Source organism: Psychromonas algicola, from assembly GCF_004378355.1.
GTDB lineage: Bacteria > Pseudomonadota > Gammaproteobacteria > Enterobacterales > Psychromonadaceae > Psychromonas.
On record NZ_SNUB01000012.1, the window covers coordinates 21,455 to 37,824 of the forward strand.

Here is a 16,370-nt window from a genome sequence, read left to right on the forward strand (position 1 = left end):
ATAGATGATTAACGAAAAAATTAAAGCCCACTTTGCCGAAAGTATTCAAACTAAAATTGTTGCAGCAGAAGCCCTACCAGAGCAAATTGAATTAGCTGCCGTTATGCTTAAAGAATGTTTGATTAACGGCCACAAGTTACTGATTTGTGGAAATGGCGGTGCAGCAGGACTAGCTCAAATTTTTGCCTCACATTTATTAAATAAATACGAAACTGACCGCCCTGCTTTACCCGCCATCGCCATTACTTCAGATTCATCTTTAGTGTCTGCAATTGCTAGCGACAGTCACTTTGACCAAATCTATGCACGCCAAATTTCAGCCTTAGCCCAACCTGGCGATATTCTAATCACCATAAGTCATGGTGGTAACAGTCGTAATATGGTGAAAGCCGTTGAAACAGCATTAAGTAAAAATTTAAAAATAATTGCTTTAACCGGGGTTGATGGTGGTGAAATTGCAGGTTTATTGGGTACGGAAGATGTGGAAATCCGCGCTCCAAGTGATAAAGGAGCTCGTATTGAAGAAATTCACCTTTTAGTAGTGAACTCTTTGAGTGATTTGATTGACCAACAATTATTCCCACAATACTAGGAACATTATGAAATCCTTTCGTCCTCTTTTAACTATCTTGTTAAGTGCTTTGATATTACAAGGTTGTACTAAAAGCGTTTTAGACACAACAAAAACCGTGGTTAAAGCTGCTACGCCAGTGAATATTGGCACTTACAAACCAACACCTAATGACAGCGATTTATCAATTATCGCACTTGAAAAAATCATTGCCTCTGATGCCTACCAAAAAGGAATGCGCATTAACCTAGTCACAAATGATGGCCGAGTGTTATTAATTGGGCAAGTGGATACAGAAGAAAATCGCGCTAAAATTGAAAAAGAAGTGATCAGTATTAAAGGCGTAAAAGAGGTTTATAACCAACTACGTATAGGTAAACCTATCAGCCTAGTGCAACAAGCTAAAGATAGTTTAACGACGATTAAAGTAAAAGCCAAACTGGCAGGACACAATAAAATAAACGCGCTAAAAATCAAAGTAGTTACAGAGAATGATGAAGTATTTATTATTGGTACAGTAAGTAAAGAGACCGCTTATTACGCCACTTTTGTTACACGGCAAGTTACCGGTGTCGGTAGAGTGATTAAAGTCTTTCAGTTGTTACCTGATGAAGAATAGCTAATTTAATTGAATGATAGATACAAAAAAGGAGTGAAACATCACTCCTTTTTTATTACAACAACTTACTTATTCAAGCCGTTTCATTGCTCAATAAACGTATAAACAGCCGTAGATTTACTCTTTTGCTCATTACAATTATTACACCAGAAACTGACTGCACCACACGCTTTTAACCTTTGTAAAACATCGCCACATTGGTGGCAAGTAATTTCAATATTGAAATCACTATTGCAGCTTTCACAGTGGCGTTTTAACTCGCCACTACGCTCAAGTTCAGCATGACATTTGGGACAGTCTTGTGGTGTCATTATTTAGCTCTTTTTGTTGTTGTAATTCATCATTAGACGTTTACGTTTATACATTTGATGCGGTGTTAATTTATTACGGCGACCTTCAAATGGATTACTACCTTCTCTAAACTCAATACGGATTGGTGTTCCCATAATGCCTAAAGAACGGCGGAAGTAATTCATTAAATAACGCTTGTAAGAATCGGCTAATTTTTTTACTTGGTTACCGTGTATGACGATCAATGGCGGATTATACCCACCCGCATGTGCATAACGTAATTTAACACGACGAGCACCTACCATTGGTGGCTCATGATCTTCTGTTGCCATGCCCATAATACGCGTTAACATTGCCGTTGAAATACGTTTAGTTGAAGAAGTATAAGCTTCCTCTACAGATTCAAATAAATGTCCAACACCGGTTCCGTGCAATGCTGAAATAAAGTGAATTTTTGCAAAGTCGATAAAGCCTAAACGACGATCGAGTTCAGTTTTAACACGCTCTTTATCGTATTCGGTCATACCGTCCCATTTATTCACTGCAATCACTAATGAACGACCAGAGTTTAAAGTGTAACCTAATAAGCTTAAATCTTGCTCTGCAATACCATCTCGGGCATCAATGATTAACATAACAACGTTTGAATCTTCAATCGCTTTTAAGGTTTTAATCACTGAAAACTTCTCAACAGTTTCATGTACTTTCTTACGCTTACGTACACCAGCAGTATCAATTAATACATATTCGCGACCATCACGTTCCATTGGTATATAAATACTGTCACGAGTCGTTCCTGGCATATCGTATACAAGTACACGCTCTTCACCCAGAATACGGTTGGTTAGTGTTGATTTACCTACATTTGGACGACCAATTAAAGCAAGCTTGATAGGTAAAGCAGCTAAACGTTCTTGCTCTTTTGCAATTTCATCTTCGTCTTCATCATCAAGATCTAATGCAAATTCATATTCATCAACTTCATCTGAAACTAGGTTTTGTTCTTGGAAATCTTCAAGTGCCGCATCGATCATTTGGCGTACACCTTTACCATGTGCTGCTGCAATATGGTAAACTTCTCCTAATGCGAGTGCGTAAAATTCACCACAAACCGAATCAGCATCGATTCCATCAGTCTTATTAGCCACAACCATGACTTTTTTGTTTTGTTTACGTAAATGCGTTGCAATGGCTTCATCAGCCACCGTTAATCCTGCACGCGCATCAACAAGAAATAACACTGCATCTGCTTCTTCGATAGCAATTAATGATTGCTCAGCCATTAATGCATCAATGCCTTTTTCATCACCTTCAATACCACCAGTATCAATAACGATAAATTCAAGTTCTTCTACTTTAGCTTGACCATATTTACGGTCACGCGTTAAACCGGGGAAATCGGCTACAATCGCATCTCGAGTGCGTGTTAAACGATTAAAAAGAGTAGATTTACCCACATTTGGGCGACCTACTAAGGCGATGACTGGTAACATATTGGAATCCTATAAAACTAAAAAAGCCCCATGCAAAGCATAGGGCTACAAGTATAGCGCAAACCGCGTTAAATTATTCTACATTTAAGATCGGTTTTTCAATGGCAATCAATTCGCCATTACGTGTTTGTAAGTAAAGGTGAGTCGTCGTAGCGATAGGCTCTTTGTATAAACCACCTTCATCTAAATCTTGTTGTGCAACAAACTGACCAGTAAGGCGATCAAGCCAGTGTAAATAGCCCTCTTCGTCACCTACTACTATATATTCATTGGCAACCGTAACCCCTGTTACATTACGGTAAGCAAGTTCTTTGTTTACCCAGTGCTGCTGTCCATCATCGCGGTCTACAGAGAAAATGTAACCTCTATAATCAGTTAGAAAGATGTCTTGCCCACTTACAGTTAAGTTGCTAAAACCAGAGTATTTTTGAGACCAAATTTCGCGGCCAGTTAATAATTCGATAGCAACTAAGTTACCATTATAAGCTAATGCATAAACAATATTATTAAGCACAACAGGTTTCATATCAACATCAACTAAACGCTCAAGCTCTGTTGCACCATAAGGTCGAGCGATAGGTAATTGCCATCTACTTTGCCCTGTCATTAATAATGCAAGTGCCACATAGCCATCAGAGCGACCGTAAACGATCCCTCCCTGCGCAATGGTAGGTGTTGCATTACCACGTAATGTTAATTTAGGTTGAGAATTTGATAAGTGCCAAACTTGTTCGCCATTATCACTGTTCAATGCAATTAAATCACCACGGGAAGTATGAATAATTACTAATTTATTATCATAAACAGGTTGTGCTAGCACTTCACCAGAAACACGTGTAGACCATTTTACTTTACCGTCAGTGGCATTCAACGCAAACACTTCAGCGTTTTCAGTACCAATAAATAAAGTGTTATCGCCTAAACCCACCCCACCAGAAATACGTGGAGAAGTATTTAATAAATCAGATTCATTTGAAGTTAGGCTTGTCTTCCATAGCAACTTACCACGCTTGATTGAAAACGCTTTTACTGCACCGTTACGCGCTGCAACATAAACAGCTTTTTCATCAACCGCTGGTTGTAACTGTGAATAATAATCACCAATGCCATTCCCAACACTTTGAGTCCAAGCAATTTTTGGTTGATAAGTGGCTTCAAAGATCGGCAATACAGCAGCTTGATTTTCCTCATCAGAAGAAGAACAAGCACTTAACATCAAAGCGGTACTAGCAATGATGGTTATATTCTTAACCCATTTAATCATTATTTGTCTCTTTATTGCGCAGCGTCTAAATTAGGAGCTGAGGCAACATCTACTTTAGCAACGGCTAAATCATCTAACTGTAATTGTAAAACAGGATCAACACGGCCAATACTTGCATCGACAGCAGCTTGAAATGCTAAACGAGCTGACGCTAAATCACCTTGTTTTACATAAACAGTCCCTTTAGTTTGATTCGCTTTAACGATAAAACCTTCTTCTGTAATGTTATCTAGTGTTGCAATCGCTTGGTTATATTCGCCTAATTCAGCTTGTACTCGAGCTAAACGTAATTTGATCACTGGCATTAAAGGCTCGTAATCATTTGTTGCTAATAAATTAGTAAGCTGTGTTTTCGCTAGCTCAAAATTACGCTCTTTTACAGCTTCTTTGACTAATAATAAAGACGCTAACGTCGCGTAATTATTACCTTCGTTATCTGCAATAAAGGCTTGCATATCAGCCGCGCCTTGTTCAGAACTATCCGCTTCAAATTTCACTAAAACTTGTGCGAATTCACTTGAAGCTTGCTCTTGACCAGATAATGTAGCTTCACCGTAATAACGCCACCCCCACAGTCCAGCTAAACCAACAACAGCACCGACGATAAGCATGGTGCCATTCTCGCTCCACCACTTTTTAATCGCATCAACTTGTTGTTCTTCTGTTTCGTAACCTTCAATAATATCAACCACGTGTATTCCTTACTTAATCTATTTTTAATGAGTCTATTTACGCAAAGTAGGTAGGTAATACCTTAACTAAGCTGTCGATTGCAACGGTTTGTTGCTCAGAATTACCTTGTAAATCTTTAATTGTGACGCAGCCACTTTCTAATTCATCTTCACCTATAATTAAAGCAACTGAAGCGCCACTTTTATCTGCGCGTTTCATTTGTTTTTTAAAGTTCCCCGCGCCACAGTGATGCATCATTTTTAGGTGCGGTAATTGATCTCGAATTAACTCTGCCGCTTTAAAACCTGCGATATCCGTTCCTTCCCCTACTAAAATACTGTAGATATCGACATCACCTTTAACGTCACTATTTAGCGCTAATGTTTCAAGCATTAAAATAATACGCTCTAACCCCATTGCAAAGCCAACAGCCGGTGTTGCTTTACCACCAAGTTGTTCTACTAAACCATCGTAACGTCCACCAGCACAAATAGTGCCTTGAGATCCTAAGCTTGATGTCACCCATTCAAATACGGTGCGATTGTAATAATCTAAACCACGTACAATTTTTTCATTGATTACGTATTTAACGCCAGCTGCGTCCAAGTAAGCTTGTACTTTCGCAAAATGCTCTGCAGTTTCGTCACCAAAATAATCAGATAGTTTCGGTGCATCCACTAAAATAGCTTGAACGGCTTCATTTTTGCTATCCAACACACGTAAAGGGTTAGTTAACATACGACGTTTACTATCTTCATCTAGTTTATCTTCATGTAGCTTTAAGAACTCAACCAGTTTACCTTTGTAAATATTGCGCTCTTCGTTACTGCCTAATGAATTAAGCTGTAACTCAACATGTTCTTCAATGCCCAATGCTTTCCATAAGCGAGCAGATAATAAAATAACTTCTGCGTCAATGTCTGCGCTAGCAATACCAAATGTTTCAATGCCCACTTGATGAAATTGACGATAACGCCCTTTTTGCGGACGTTCGTGACGGAACATAGGTCCGATATACCACATTCTACGTTCTTGGTTATATAACAAACCATGTTCGTTACCAGCACGCACACATGATGCAGTGCCTTCTGGACGTAAAGTTAAACTATCACCATTACGATCATCAAAGGTATACATTTCTTTTTCAACGATATCTGTTACTTCACCAATCGAGCGTTTAAAAAGATGTGTACTTTCTACAATGGGCATACGAATCTCAGAATAACCGTAACTGCTTACTGTTTTTCTGATCAACGATTCTAATTTCTGCCAAACAGGAGTCTGTTCAGGAAGGGTATCATTCATACCGCGAATAGCTTGTATCTTCTTTGCCACAATGATTTCCGAATTTTGTAGATGAATAAAAACACACCTAAAGTGTATTTCCAATAAAATTGAGAGTTATTATAAGGAAGTTTGACGGTAGATGGAACAATCCAACTCGGCTTTGCGGGTTTTAATCTTAATAAAAAGCCCAAATATCAAAAACATTTGGGCTTATTGCTTGTTTTTAGTAAAAACGATTAGTTAACTTAAGCTTATTACATCACACAGTTTCAACTTAAGTTAAGAAAACTAACTTTTTATAATAATTTGGCTTGCATCAGTACGGCTAATACGCGCACGTATTTTCGCTTCTAATTGGTCAATCACATTATCATTATCAAAACGGTCACGTTGACGTGTACCATCTTCATAAAAACCGCTTTTATTTTTGCCACCCGTAATACCAATATCAGAGATAAGTGCTTCACCAGGACCATTTACAACACAGCCAATGATTGATACATCCATCGGCATAACCACATCTTCAAGACGCTCTTCTAATGCATTGACGGTTGCAATCACATCAAACTCTTGACGAGAACAAGTTGGACAAGCAATAAAATTAATACCGCGGCTGCGAATGCGTAATGATTTTAGAATATCAAAGCCAACTTTAATTTCTTCAACAGGATCAGCGGCTAATGAAACACGTAATGTATCTCCAATGCCTTGAGATAACAACATACCAAGGCCCACAGCCGATTTCACGCTGCCACTACGTAAACCGCCAGCTTCGGTGATCCCTAAATGTAGCGGTTGAATGATCTGTTTTGCAAGTAATTGGTATGACTCTACAGCGAGTAAAGCATCAGAAGCTTTTACACTAACTTTGAATTGGTCAAAGTTCAAACGGTCTAAGATATCCACATGACGCAATGCAGAATCAACTAATGCTTGTGCAGTCGGCTCTCCATATTTTTCTTGAATATCAGTTTCTAATGACCCGCCATTAACACCAATTCGAATAGGGATGTTATTATCACGCGCACAATCAACAACACTGCGTATACGTTGTTCATTACCAATATTACCTGGGTTGATACGTAAGCAATCAACCCCATATTCAGCGACTTTTAAAGCAATTCGATAGTCAAAATGAATATCAGCAATTAAAGGGATATTGCATTGCTTTTTGATTTCACGAAACGCTTCTGCAGCATTCATAGTAGGAACCGATATACGTACCATATCTGCGCCAACTGCTTCTAATCGTTTAATTTGAGCAACCGTGGCCTCCACATCTGTTGTTAATGTGTTAGTCATCGATTGAACTGTAATTGGGGCACCTCCACCCACAGGAACATTGCCCACCATGATCTGTTTAGATTCGCGGCGTATAATTGTAGAGGTATGACTCATTCTATTTTTACTCTTAAAGTTAACGGATTACTTAGTCGATTCTTCTTTAAACAGGTTTACTCTGGTAAAGAAAAGTTAGCCATTTTGCCTCGAACAAAATTATTTTCAACTAGTTGATCGTCATAATACATTACAACGGCCGTTGGATTACCTATTTTTAATGAAAATGGAGCGCTACCAACAAGGTCTAATTCTTTACCTGCTTGATATAAACCAAATGCAAGACGTTTACCTTTAGCATCTGTAACCACTGCCCAACTTTCTTCTTCAAATAACAATTTTAAAGGAGTCCCTTCAACGATAGGCTGTGCTTGTTCAACAACGGATTCGGGTTGAACAACCGGCGTAACGATAGCCGCAGTTTCAACGACATCTTCTACCACGACTTCTTTTACTTCAGGCGCGACGGTTAATGGTTTCTTGATATCTTCAACAGCAGGTGCGACTACAGCTTCAACGACATCTGGCACTGCAACATATTCTTCAGTTTCAAGTTCTTCAACTTCTTCTTCAACGACTTCAGGTTTTGATACTTCCTGAATGGTTTCTTCTACTTTTTCTGTGCTAGAAGATAGCTGTATAACTGCATTTTCTGATGTGCTTTGTGTAATACTTGGCTCTGATTCAGTAGCACCTTCGCTATCCGTTGAAGTATTGCCAAAATAAGTAACAGCAATACCGCCACCAACAATAAGCAATAGAGTCAGTAAAAGGATTTTCTTAGATAACTTTTGTTTATCTGTAAAAATATAAGTGTTTTGTAAACTAGTAACCGATTCTGATGGATGGCTTAATTTTTGAAATTCAGGATAGGATTCAACGTCAGGAAATTTTAGTTCTTTACTATAGTTAATCAAATAACCACGTAAATAAATTAGAGGGTAAATGCCATCAGAAATGACTTTATCTAAGTTATTCTCAAGATTTAAAATAACCGAGGCTTTTAAATTTAACCTCTGAGCGAGTTCATCCACTGATAAATTTGCAGCTAAACGGAAATCTTTTAGCGCTTGATCAAGTGGAATTGGCTGTTGTTCGTTATGTATATTTTCTTCAGTCATAATATTTTTTATTCACATAATTTAAAACTTGCGGAGTTCCAGGGAATAACTTGATAAGTTGCGCCCCATGCTTAGATACACTTGCTTCATTTCCTTCAGCATAACTCAAACGTACCCATTGCCACAAACTTTCTGCGGTTGGCTTTGAGTCACGCTGAAAAGTAATTAGATTTAATTTTGCAGCTTGGTATTTTTTTACAGTAATATTTAACTTTGCTAAAAACAAGTTTAAATTGATATTATTAGGATTATACGACAACGCATATTCTCCGTAATAAATTGCTTTTTCAAGGTTTTTAGCTTCTTCTGCACAAATTGCCGCATTCTGATATGACTCAGCAATACGCGTATAATTAGGTAATTTAATCGCAGTTAAAAAAGCTTTTTCAGCTTCTTTATAACGCCCTTGCCCACATAAAAAAGCGCCATAATTATGGTAAGTGTCACCATTATCTGGATCCACTAAAAGCGACTTATTATAAAATTCTTCAGCTTTTTTATTATCATTTACCTGTTGATAATAGTAAGCAAAAATACGTAATACATTCGCATCATCTGGCTGATACTGTAAGGCTTTATCTAAATTCTCTTTAGCTTGTTGTATTTGCTTATTTTGAAGATACAGCAAGGCTAACTTGATTCGGGTTTGTGCTGCAGCTTTTGCATCAAACTCTACTTTTAAGCCATTGGGATTATTTAAGGTTGTCGTTGTCTCGCTTGAGACGCAAGCAGACATTAACAAAGCAGCGAAAAGAGTACAAAATAAAAAACGCATACATTCCTCAATGGAGTTAAGCTGCTTACAAGTTCCCCTATAAGCATACTCATTATGGAGTAAGTTTACATTTGATCCATGACTTTTTAATCATTATTGAACTTCGATCATCTTACGTAAAAACAAATACCTGTTTTTACTCGATTAATTCTGTTTAATGTTTATATTTTCGCCATGTTGACGTTTATTCATTGTACGTTTGGTGCGATCAATAACATCACCAACCAATTGTCCACAAGCGGCATCAATATCATCACCACGCGTTTTACGTACAATAACAGTATAGCCATATTCCATTAATACTTTATTAAATCTATCTACACGGCTGTTACTTGGTTTGGTGTAATCATTCCCAGGGAATGGATTGAAAGGGATCAAATTAATTTTACAAGGAGTATCTTTTAATAAATGCGCAAGTTCATGTGCTTGATCCGTTGAGTCATTAACATGATCTAACAATAAATATTCAATGGTCACTTTGCCACGATTTGCATTTGATTTGCTTATGTAGCGTTTTACACCGGCCAAAAAGTCAGCAATGTTATATTTATCATTAATTGGCATCATTTTAGAACGTAATTCATCATTCGGCGCGTGTAAAGAAATCGCTAAAGCAACATCTATTTTATCACCTAAGATATCTAATGCAGGTACCACACCTGATGTTGATAATGTGACACGACGTTTAGAAAGTGCATAACCTAAATCATCTAACATCAGTTCCATTGCTGGTACGACATTATTTAGATTTAATAAAGGTTCTCCCATTCCCATCATCACTACATTAGTGATTGGTCGTGTTCCACTTTCTCCCATCACACCAATAATTTTAGCCGCACGCCATACTTGACCAATAATTTCAGACACGGTTAAATTACGGTTAAAACCTTGCTGTGCAGTTGAACAGAAGTCACAGGCTAACGCACAACCTACTTGTGATGAAACACATAAAGTCGCACGATCTTTTTCTGGAATATAAACCGTTTCAACTTCTTGGTTGCCAACTGTCATCGCCCATTTGATAGTGCCATCTTCACTGCGTTGTTCAACTTTAACTTCTGGCGCAATGATTTCTGCACGTTGCTTAAGTTTCTCACGTAATGCTTTATTAATGTTTGTCATTTGGTCGAAGTCATCACAGCCGAAATGGTAAATCCATTTCATGACTTGCTCTGTACGAAATGGCTTCTCGCCCATTTCTGTGAAAAAATCACGTAAACCTTGACGGTTTAAATCTAACAGGTTTACTTTTTTCTGACTCATGGATGCCTCGACTAGACTGATTCGGTATAAATTGGGTGTGGATTGTACATATTATGAGTAGACGATGCTAGTCACAAATTTGAACTAAAAAAATACCTGAGCAAGTTATTGCGTCAGGTATTTTTAATTTGGACCGATTTAACTAAAAACAAAGTAAAACTAAATCTTCAGGCTTGTCTTAAAAGCAACTTAAATAACCGCTGTCATTGGGATCACCTTTACTTCTTTCCAGCTATAAAAAACCTGAGCAGGAAGGTTTTCACCTCGGTTATTGATTGTTTTTTGTATATGACCATGTGCAATTAATATTTCAATCATTGGTGCTAATCCGCTTTGCTTCAAACGAAAGTGTTTTAATAAATCCTTTTCCTCAACACGCTGCTGTGTCTGTATATAATCTGATAATGCTTTTAATATCATACTCACAACCTATATCGCTTTGTGTTGATGATTAATAGTAATATCAGCAAGTAAATTGCCTTTGCTTTTAAGCCTAAACACCACCACAAACACAATCACAGCAGATGCTAATAAATAGGCCAAACTGCTTGTTGGATGCTGTGCAAAAGTAGCCACTTGGTAATAAGCAGCCGAGGTAATGTAGGCAATAGCCGTTGACCATATCGCAATAAAGCGAGCCCAATTTACACCAACTTCTCTTACAATTGCCCCCATCGCAGCTGCGCAAGGAGCGTATAAAAGAATAAACAGTAAATAAGCAAAGGCAGCCTCTTTGCTTACAAAGGCTTTTTGAATATTACTATAGATAGTCAAATCTACACCTTGATCTTCTGCTGCAGAAGCGAGATCCGCAACATCTCCGACATTAATACCTAATGGATCAGCAATATCAATTCCCATGAGATTTTCAGGGATAGTCGCCAAAGCAAAATTAAACTTATCTAATAGGCTTAATTCAGCTTCCTCTTCTTCTTCGGAACTTGAATAAAGATTATTTAACGTCCCTACTACAGCTTCTTTAGCAAATAATCCAGTAACAATACCTACAGTAGCAGGCCAATTTTCATTATTAATTCCGAGTGGTGATAAAACCGGTGTAATAATTTGAGCTCCTTGGCTAAGCAATGAGCTTTCACTATCTTGATGTCCAAAACTACCATCTAATCCGACTGAATTAAGCACATTCAAAATTGTCACAACGATCACGATAGTTTGACCCGCACCAAATACAAAACCTTTGAGTTTTTGCCATGTTTTAATGACAGTATTTTTGATTGTCGGAATTTCATAATCAGGAATATCTAAAAACATGCTACCACTTTTACCTGGTAAAATAGTCCGACTTAAAATATACCCAGTTAATACGGCAATAAGAATACCGATTAAATAAAGCAAAAATACAATGTTTTGGCCATTATCTGGAAAAAAGGCACTAGCAAATAACGCATACACAGGTAAACGAGCACCACAGGACATAAAAGGAGACATAACCACGGTTAATAAACGCTCGCGTTCTTTTTCTAATGTTCTTGCGGCCATTACCGCTGGTACAGTACAACCAAAGCCAACGATCATGGGAACAAATGATTTCCCTGGTAATCCTATGAATTGCATCGCGCGGTCAATAACAAAAGCTGCTCTTGCTAAGTAACCTGAGCCTTCCAATATAGCTAAAAATAAATACAAACAAGCAATAACAGGAATAAACGTCATCACAGTTTGAATACCATTACCAACACCATACGCAAGTACATTAATAATCCAATCAGGCGTATTGATAACGCCTAACCAATGGGCCGTTTCATCAACAAAAACGGCGCCTGCGGTAATATCAAAAAAGTCGATAAATGCACTACCAATATTGATAGCAAACATAAACATTAAATACATGACCAATAAAAATACTGGAATGCCTGTAAAACTATTCAGTGTGATCGCATCAATTTTTTCAGTTAATGTTTGGCTTAAATGTCCTTTGGTACGCACTGCCTGCTGAGTTAATTGATAAATATAGGTATAGCGAACATCGGCGATCTGTAAATCAAGATCAACACTTAACGTGTTTTTCAATTGTTTCACTTGTTCTTTTTCTGAGTCACTAAAATCTTTCATTACAGATTGGTCACCCTCAATGCATTTTATTGCAAGGGCTTTGTGATTCAATAAAGCAGAAGTTAAAAATTGCGAAGTGTTAGCAATAACACTCTCTAACTCAGCACCGTAATTTAACGAAAAATCATTTTCTAAATCATTAAGGTTGATATGATTTAGCGTATCAGTTAATTGTTTTACTGATTGTTGCTGCAATGCCGAAAGGCAAACAACCGGACAACCTAACTGTTTACTTAATAGTTTTTCATTAATGACAAGATGCTGTTTATCAGCCAAATCCATTTTATTAAGTACAACTAATACGGGCAAACCTAACTCTAATAACTGTAGAGTGAGATATAAACTTCTTTCTAAACAACTTGCGTCAATGATATTCAGTACCATATCAGGGCTGCTTTGCATAATATATTCAAAGGCGACTCGTTCATCTAAAGAAGAGCCTGACTGATCATTATCAAGATTATAAATACCCGGTAAATCAACGACATTTACAACGTCTTTATTAGATAATTTAAATTGTCCTGTTTTTTTCTCAACTGTCACCCCACTCCAATTGCCTACTTTTTGATGTGAGCCTGTGAGTGCATTAAAGAGTGTTGTTTTTCCTGAGTTAGGGTTACCAATCGTTGCAATATTTAAACTCATTTTAACGCTCCACTATAATTTGTTTTGCAACACTTTTACGTAATGCGATAGAACTATTTGCACAACGCACTGCAATGGGATCGCCTAATGGCGCAACACGTAATAATTGAATTTTTGCTTTAGGTAAAAAACCTAAATTGAGTAATTTTTTCCGCATCACGGGCTCAATAGCATTAATATTAATAATATTAGCTGTTTGCCCCACTTTTAATTCTGACAAGAACATTTAATTTCCCTACCCATAGGCGATCAAGATAATCAATAAGCATAAGCTTTGATGATGAAATTAATACAAATCATTATCACTTACAACAAGAGCAGATTAAAAGTATCAACTATAAACAGCGCAGTTGTTTTAGATCAATTAATAGAGAGTAGTAACCATTTTTATGGACGACTTTGCATCTTCAATAGGAACAGGTATAAACTACGAAAAAATAAACAAATAGGAACAATCATGGATTTTGGTGAATTAAATTTAGTGTATTCCACTGACGGCGGCAAGGTGGAGAAAACCAAGCAAACACAAAAAGCCCCTGAAGGTGATGGCATCATACGTTTGCACCGCGAAACTAAAGGTCGCAAAGGTAAAGGAGTTACGTTAATTAAAGGCTTACAACTTGATGAGAAAGCGCTCAAAGCATTAGCTAAAGATATTAAAAAGCGAACAGGTTGTGGTGGCACGGTGAAAGACTTCGTTATTGAGATCCAAACGGATCAACGGGAAGTGATAAAAACGGTGTTAGAGAAGAATGGTTACACGGTGAAATTAGCAGGAAGTTAGTGATTACCCAATGCTATAGCTATAAAAAGTAATTGAACGATTAAACAAGTAAAAAGCCCTTTAATCGTTCAAAGAAATCATTTTTATTTAGCGATTAATGCTTCCGCGCTAAATTGAATACCTGACCAACCGTTAATCATAAATTGGCGGATATTTTGGTGATCATTTGCATCAGGGTGACCTAATACATCATCGCGATAATAAGTACCAAAACAAGCTAGAGTTTTCGCTTCTGATAACCCATTAAGTTTAGCAAATGAAAACAACTTACAAGAGCCTGAATTTTCTCCTGCAGCATTACTTTGTTGCCCATTTGTAAATGCAACTTCAATAAAATCATAAAGATTTTCAATGACAGACATTGTTTCGGTAAATTCAATCGATTCAGGTTTTGTATCGAGTTTTTGTAAAAATTGTTCTAACGTCATGCTCTTCCCTTGTGCTTAATCTTCTTCAAAGTAGATGGTTTTATTTTGAGGTAAGTTTTCTGGGCTTACCGATTCACCTTTAATGCGTTTTTCTTCATCAGCCCACTCACCTAAGTCGATAAGCTGGCAACGTTTGCAACAAAAGGGACGGTATAAACTTTGTTTATCCCAAACCACCTCTTTTTGACAGGTTGGACAATTAACCTTCATTACATTTCCTTAAAAGTACTCAACATTATCTTAAATTTATCATACCTAGACGTTACAAATGCGATTAATCAACAAAAAAATTAACAAATAGTTTGCTCGAACTCGGTAATTGCCGCTTTGTTACGTCGGTTCTCCGCATTCGCATCCATAAAAGTAATAGAATAACGATGACGATGCCCAGAAATCATTGGGTAAACATTTAGGTTAAGATTAACTTTAACTTCAATAAATAAAGCATCTTCTACTTCACCTTGAAAGAAACCATTTTTTGCAAATTGTGTCGTTTTAACACCTTGAAAACGTTTCATTTTCAAAAACAAGGTAAGTGCACGTTCTAAGGGTCTAAAATAATCAAACCATTGTGACGCTTGTTCTCGCCTTGAGGTAATTGGGCGAGTGAGCCAGAAATGATATTCAGGTAAATCAAAATTACAACAGCCACCGGGTATAAAAAAGCGTTGTTTTAAAGCAATTAAAAAACGACTATTTTTAAAAAACTTAAGCTGTTTTGACATCCCGACCAATACATTAATTAATTCATCACTTTCTTTAATGTAGCTTTGAATCACTTCAGTATCAGCTTCTTTATAATTTAGCCATGTTTTCATTTTGTCTGAAAGGATACGTAAATCTTTAATCAGCTCGTGTCGAATATCATTACGATCAGATAGTTCTACTAATTCAAAAAGGGATTTAAAGTAAACAAGAATTTGGTTGTCATTTTCAAGTAAAAGACTTTTGTTTATTTGTGAAAAAAGTAATTCGAAACGGAAATAATCACGACTTTTTTCTGTAAGTGGGTATTCAAAAGAAATCATTTTAATACTTTTCATTTTATTAGGGAATTAAAATGCATTAAAACTAGTACGTCCAACAATTTCACTTCGAAAAAGGCATCTTACTCAAGAAGCGCTAAGAATTGCTGATGCAATAGACTAATGCGATGTTTTAAAGCAACGAGATCTGCACTATTGTTATCAAGAACATAATCGGCTTTTGCTAAACGTGCTTGCCTGCTTAATTGTGAATTCATAATGGCCTGTATTTGTGCGTCATTATTTCCATCACGTTGTGTTGCTCTTTTTATTTGATTTAATTCGGTCACATCAACAACTAAATTGTAATTGGTATATTGATTTAACTTATTTTCAAACAGTAACGGCGCTTCTAATATCACATATTGACTACGCGCTTCAGCAAGTTGAGTTAACATACTTTCCCGGATGAGAGGATGTAATAACTCATTGAGCCATTGCTTTTTTTCTTCACATTGAAAAATAATATCGCGCAACTTAGCTCTATCTAAAGCACCATTAACGTCTATGACTCCTGCCCCAAAAAAGAGTTCAATGTCATGCAACGCATTTTCTCCAGGTGCAACCACTTCACGAGCCACTTGATCAGCATCAATGACTTCAATTCCTAGTGCTTTAAATTCTTTGGCCACTGTTGATTTACCACTACCAATGCCGCCTGTTAAGCCAATTATTAAATTCATACTTTTATTCTCTCTATGATGATCTACTTTGATTGACA

General features: G+C 37.0%; 19 protein-coding genes. 3 read left to right on the top strand and 16 right to left on the bottom strand.

Annotated features, from left to right (window positions below; genetic code table 11):
- Positions 1-7: 7 nt before the first annotated feature.
- A complete protein-coding gene (locus tag E2R67_RS07915) occupies positions 8-592 on the top strand; it encodes a D-sedoheptulose-7-phosphate isomerase (RefSeq protein ID WP_134290474.1) in 585 nt (194 codons plus the stop codon).
- A gap of 7 nt (positions 593-599) precedes the next feature.
- The gene (locus E2R67_RS07920; RefSeq protein ID WP_134290406.1) at positions 600-1,190 is read left to right on the top strand and encodes a BON domain-containing protein; all 591 of its coding nucleotides are present in this window, start codon (positions 600-602) and stop codon (positions 1,188-1,190) included.
- Between the two features lie 83 nt (positions 1,191-1,273).
- On the opposite strand, the gene E2R67_RS07925 is transcribed toward E2R67_RS07920, so the two are convergent.
- From E2R67_RS07925 to E2R67_RS07980, 12 genes are all read right to left on the bottom strand, one after another.
- Entirely contained in the window at positions 1,274-1,501 is a 228-nt protein-coding gene (locus E2R67_RS07925) for a zinc ribbon domain-containing protein (protein ID WP_134290407.1), read from the bottom strand.
- A 3-nt stretch (positions 1,502-1,504) separates the two neighbouring features.
- Positions 1,505-2,974: a ribosome biogenesis GTPase Der gene (der, locus tag E2R67_RS07930; protein ID WP_134290408.1), complete on the bottom strand. Its 1,470-nt coding sequence runs from the start codon at positions 2,972-2,974 to the stop codon at positions 1,505-1,507.
- Positions 2,975-3,047: 73 nt separating this feature from the next.
- Entirely contained in the window at positions 3,048-4,238 is a 1,191-nt protein-coding gene (bamB, locus tag E2R67_RS07935; protein WP_134290409.1) for an outer membrane protein assembly factor BamB, read from the bottom strand.
- A gap of 11 nt (positions 4,239-4,249) precedes the next feature.
- On the bottom strand, positions 4,250-4,930 hold the full coding sequence (locus tag E2R67_RS07940; protein WP_134290410.1) for a YfgM family protein: 681 nt from the start codon (positions 4,928-4,930) through the stop codon (positions 4,250-4,252).
- Positions 4,931-4,967: 37 nt separating this feature from the next.
- On the bottom strand, positions 4,968-6,245 hold the full coding sequence (gene hisS / locus E2R67_RS07945) for a histidine--tRNA ligase (protein ID WP_134290411.1): 1,278 nt from the start codon (positions 6,243-6,245) through the stop codon (positions 4,968-4,970).
- A 240-nt stretch (positions 6,246-6,485) separates the two neighbouring features.
- Entirely contained in the window at positions 6,486-7,595 is a 1,110-nt protein-coding gene (gene ispG / locus E2R67_RS07950) for a flavodoxin-dependent (E)-4-hydroxy-3-methylbut-2-enyl-diphosphate synthase (protein WP_134290412.1), read from the bottom strand.
- 56 nt (positions 7,596-7,651) lie between these two features.
- Positions 7,652-8,656 carry a helix-turn-helix domain-containing protein gene (locus E2R67_RS07955; RefSeq protein ID WP_134290413.1) on the bottom strand — a complete coding sequence of 335 codons (1,005 nt, stop codon included), beginning with the start codon at positions 8,654-8,656 and terminating at the stop codon, positions 7,652-7,654.
- On the bottom strand, positions 8,649-9,431 hold the full coding sequence (gene pilW / locus E2R67_RS07960; protein ID WP_134290414.1) for a type IV pilus biogenesis/stability protein PilW: 783 nt from the start codon (positions 9,429-9,431) through the stop codon (positions 8,649-8,651). Before pilW ends, E2R67_RS07955 begins: the two co-directional genes overlap by 8 nt.
- A gap of 144 nt (positions 9,432-9,575) precedes the next feature.
- Entirely contained in the window at positions 9,576-10,694 is a 1,119-nt protein-coding gene (gene rlmN / locus E2R67_RS07965; RefSeq protein WP_134290415.1) for a dual-specificity RNA methyltransferase RlmN, read from the bottom strand.
- A 189-nt stretch (positions 10,695-10,883) separates the two neighbouring features.
- Positions 10,884-11,114 (bottom strand): FeoC-like transcriptional regulator, encoded by a 231-nt coding sequence (locus tag E2R67_RS07970; RefSeq protein ID WP_134290416.1) that lies wholly within the window; start codon positions 11,112-11,114, stop codon positions 10,884-10,886.
- Positions 11,115-11,123: 9 nt separating this feature from the next.
- Positions 11,124-13,412 (bottom strand): Fe(2+) transporter permease subunit FeoB, encoded by a 2,289-nt coding sequence (gene feoB / locus E2R67_RS07975; RefSeq protein ID WP_134290417.1) that lies wholly within the window; start codon positions 13,410-13,412, stop codon positions 11,124-11,126.
- A gap of 1 nt (position 13,413) precedes the next feature.
- Positions 13,414-13,638, bottom strand: a complete 225-nt coding sequence (locus tag E2R67_RS07980) for a FeoA family protein (protein ID WP_134290418.1) — start codon at positions 13,636-13,638, stop codon at positions 13,414-13,416.
- Positions 13,639-13,869: 231 nt separating this feature from the next.
- On the opposite strand from E2R67_RS07980, the gene yciH reads away from it, so the two are divergent.
- Complete coding sequence (yciH, locus tag E2R67_RS07985) at positions 13,870-14,196, top strand: stress response translation initiation inhibitor YciH (protein WP_134290419.1); 327 nt, start codon at positions 13,870-13,872, stop codon at positions 14,194-14,196.
- A gap of 83 nt (positions 14,197-14,279) precedes the next feature.
- Here yciH and E2R67_RS07990 read toward each other — a convergent pair whose 3' ends face one another.
- The 4 genes from E2R67_RS07990 to coaE all read right to left on the bottom strand — a co-directional run bounded on the left by E2R67_RS07990 (position 14,280) and on the right by coaE (position 16,332).
- Positions 14,280-14,624, bottom strand: a complete 345-nt coding sequence (locus tag E2R67_RS07990) for a HopJ type III effector protein (RefSeq protein WP_134290420.1) — start codon at positions 14,622-14,624, stop codon at positions 14,280-14,282.
- A 15-nt stretch (positions 14,625-14,639) separates the two neighbouring features.
- A complete protein-coding gene (gene yacG / locus E2R67_RS07995; RefSeq protein ID WP_134290421.1) occupies positions 14,640-14,834 on the bottom strand; it encodes a DNA gyrase inhibitor YacG in 195 nt (64 codons plus the stop codon).
- An 80-nt stretch (positions 14,835-14,914) separates the two neighbouring features.
- Positions 14,915-15,652 (bottom strand): cell division protein ZapD, encoded by a 738-nt coding sequence (locus E2R67_RS08000; RefSeq protein ID WP_134290422.1) that lies wholly within the window; start codon positions 15,650-15,652, stop codon positions 14,915-14,917.
- 80 nt (positions 15,653-15,732) lie between these two features.
- Positions 15,733-16,332 (bottom strand): dephospho-CoA kinase, encoded by a 600-nt coding sequence (gene coaE, locus E2R67_RS08005; RefSeq protein WP_134290423.1) that lies wholly within the window; start codon positions 16,330-16,332, stop codon positions 15,733-15,735.
- Positions 16,333-16,370 lie beyond the last annotated feature (38 nt).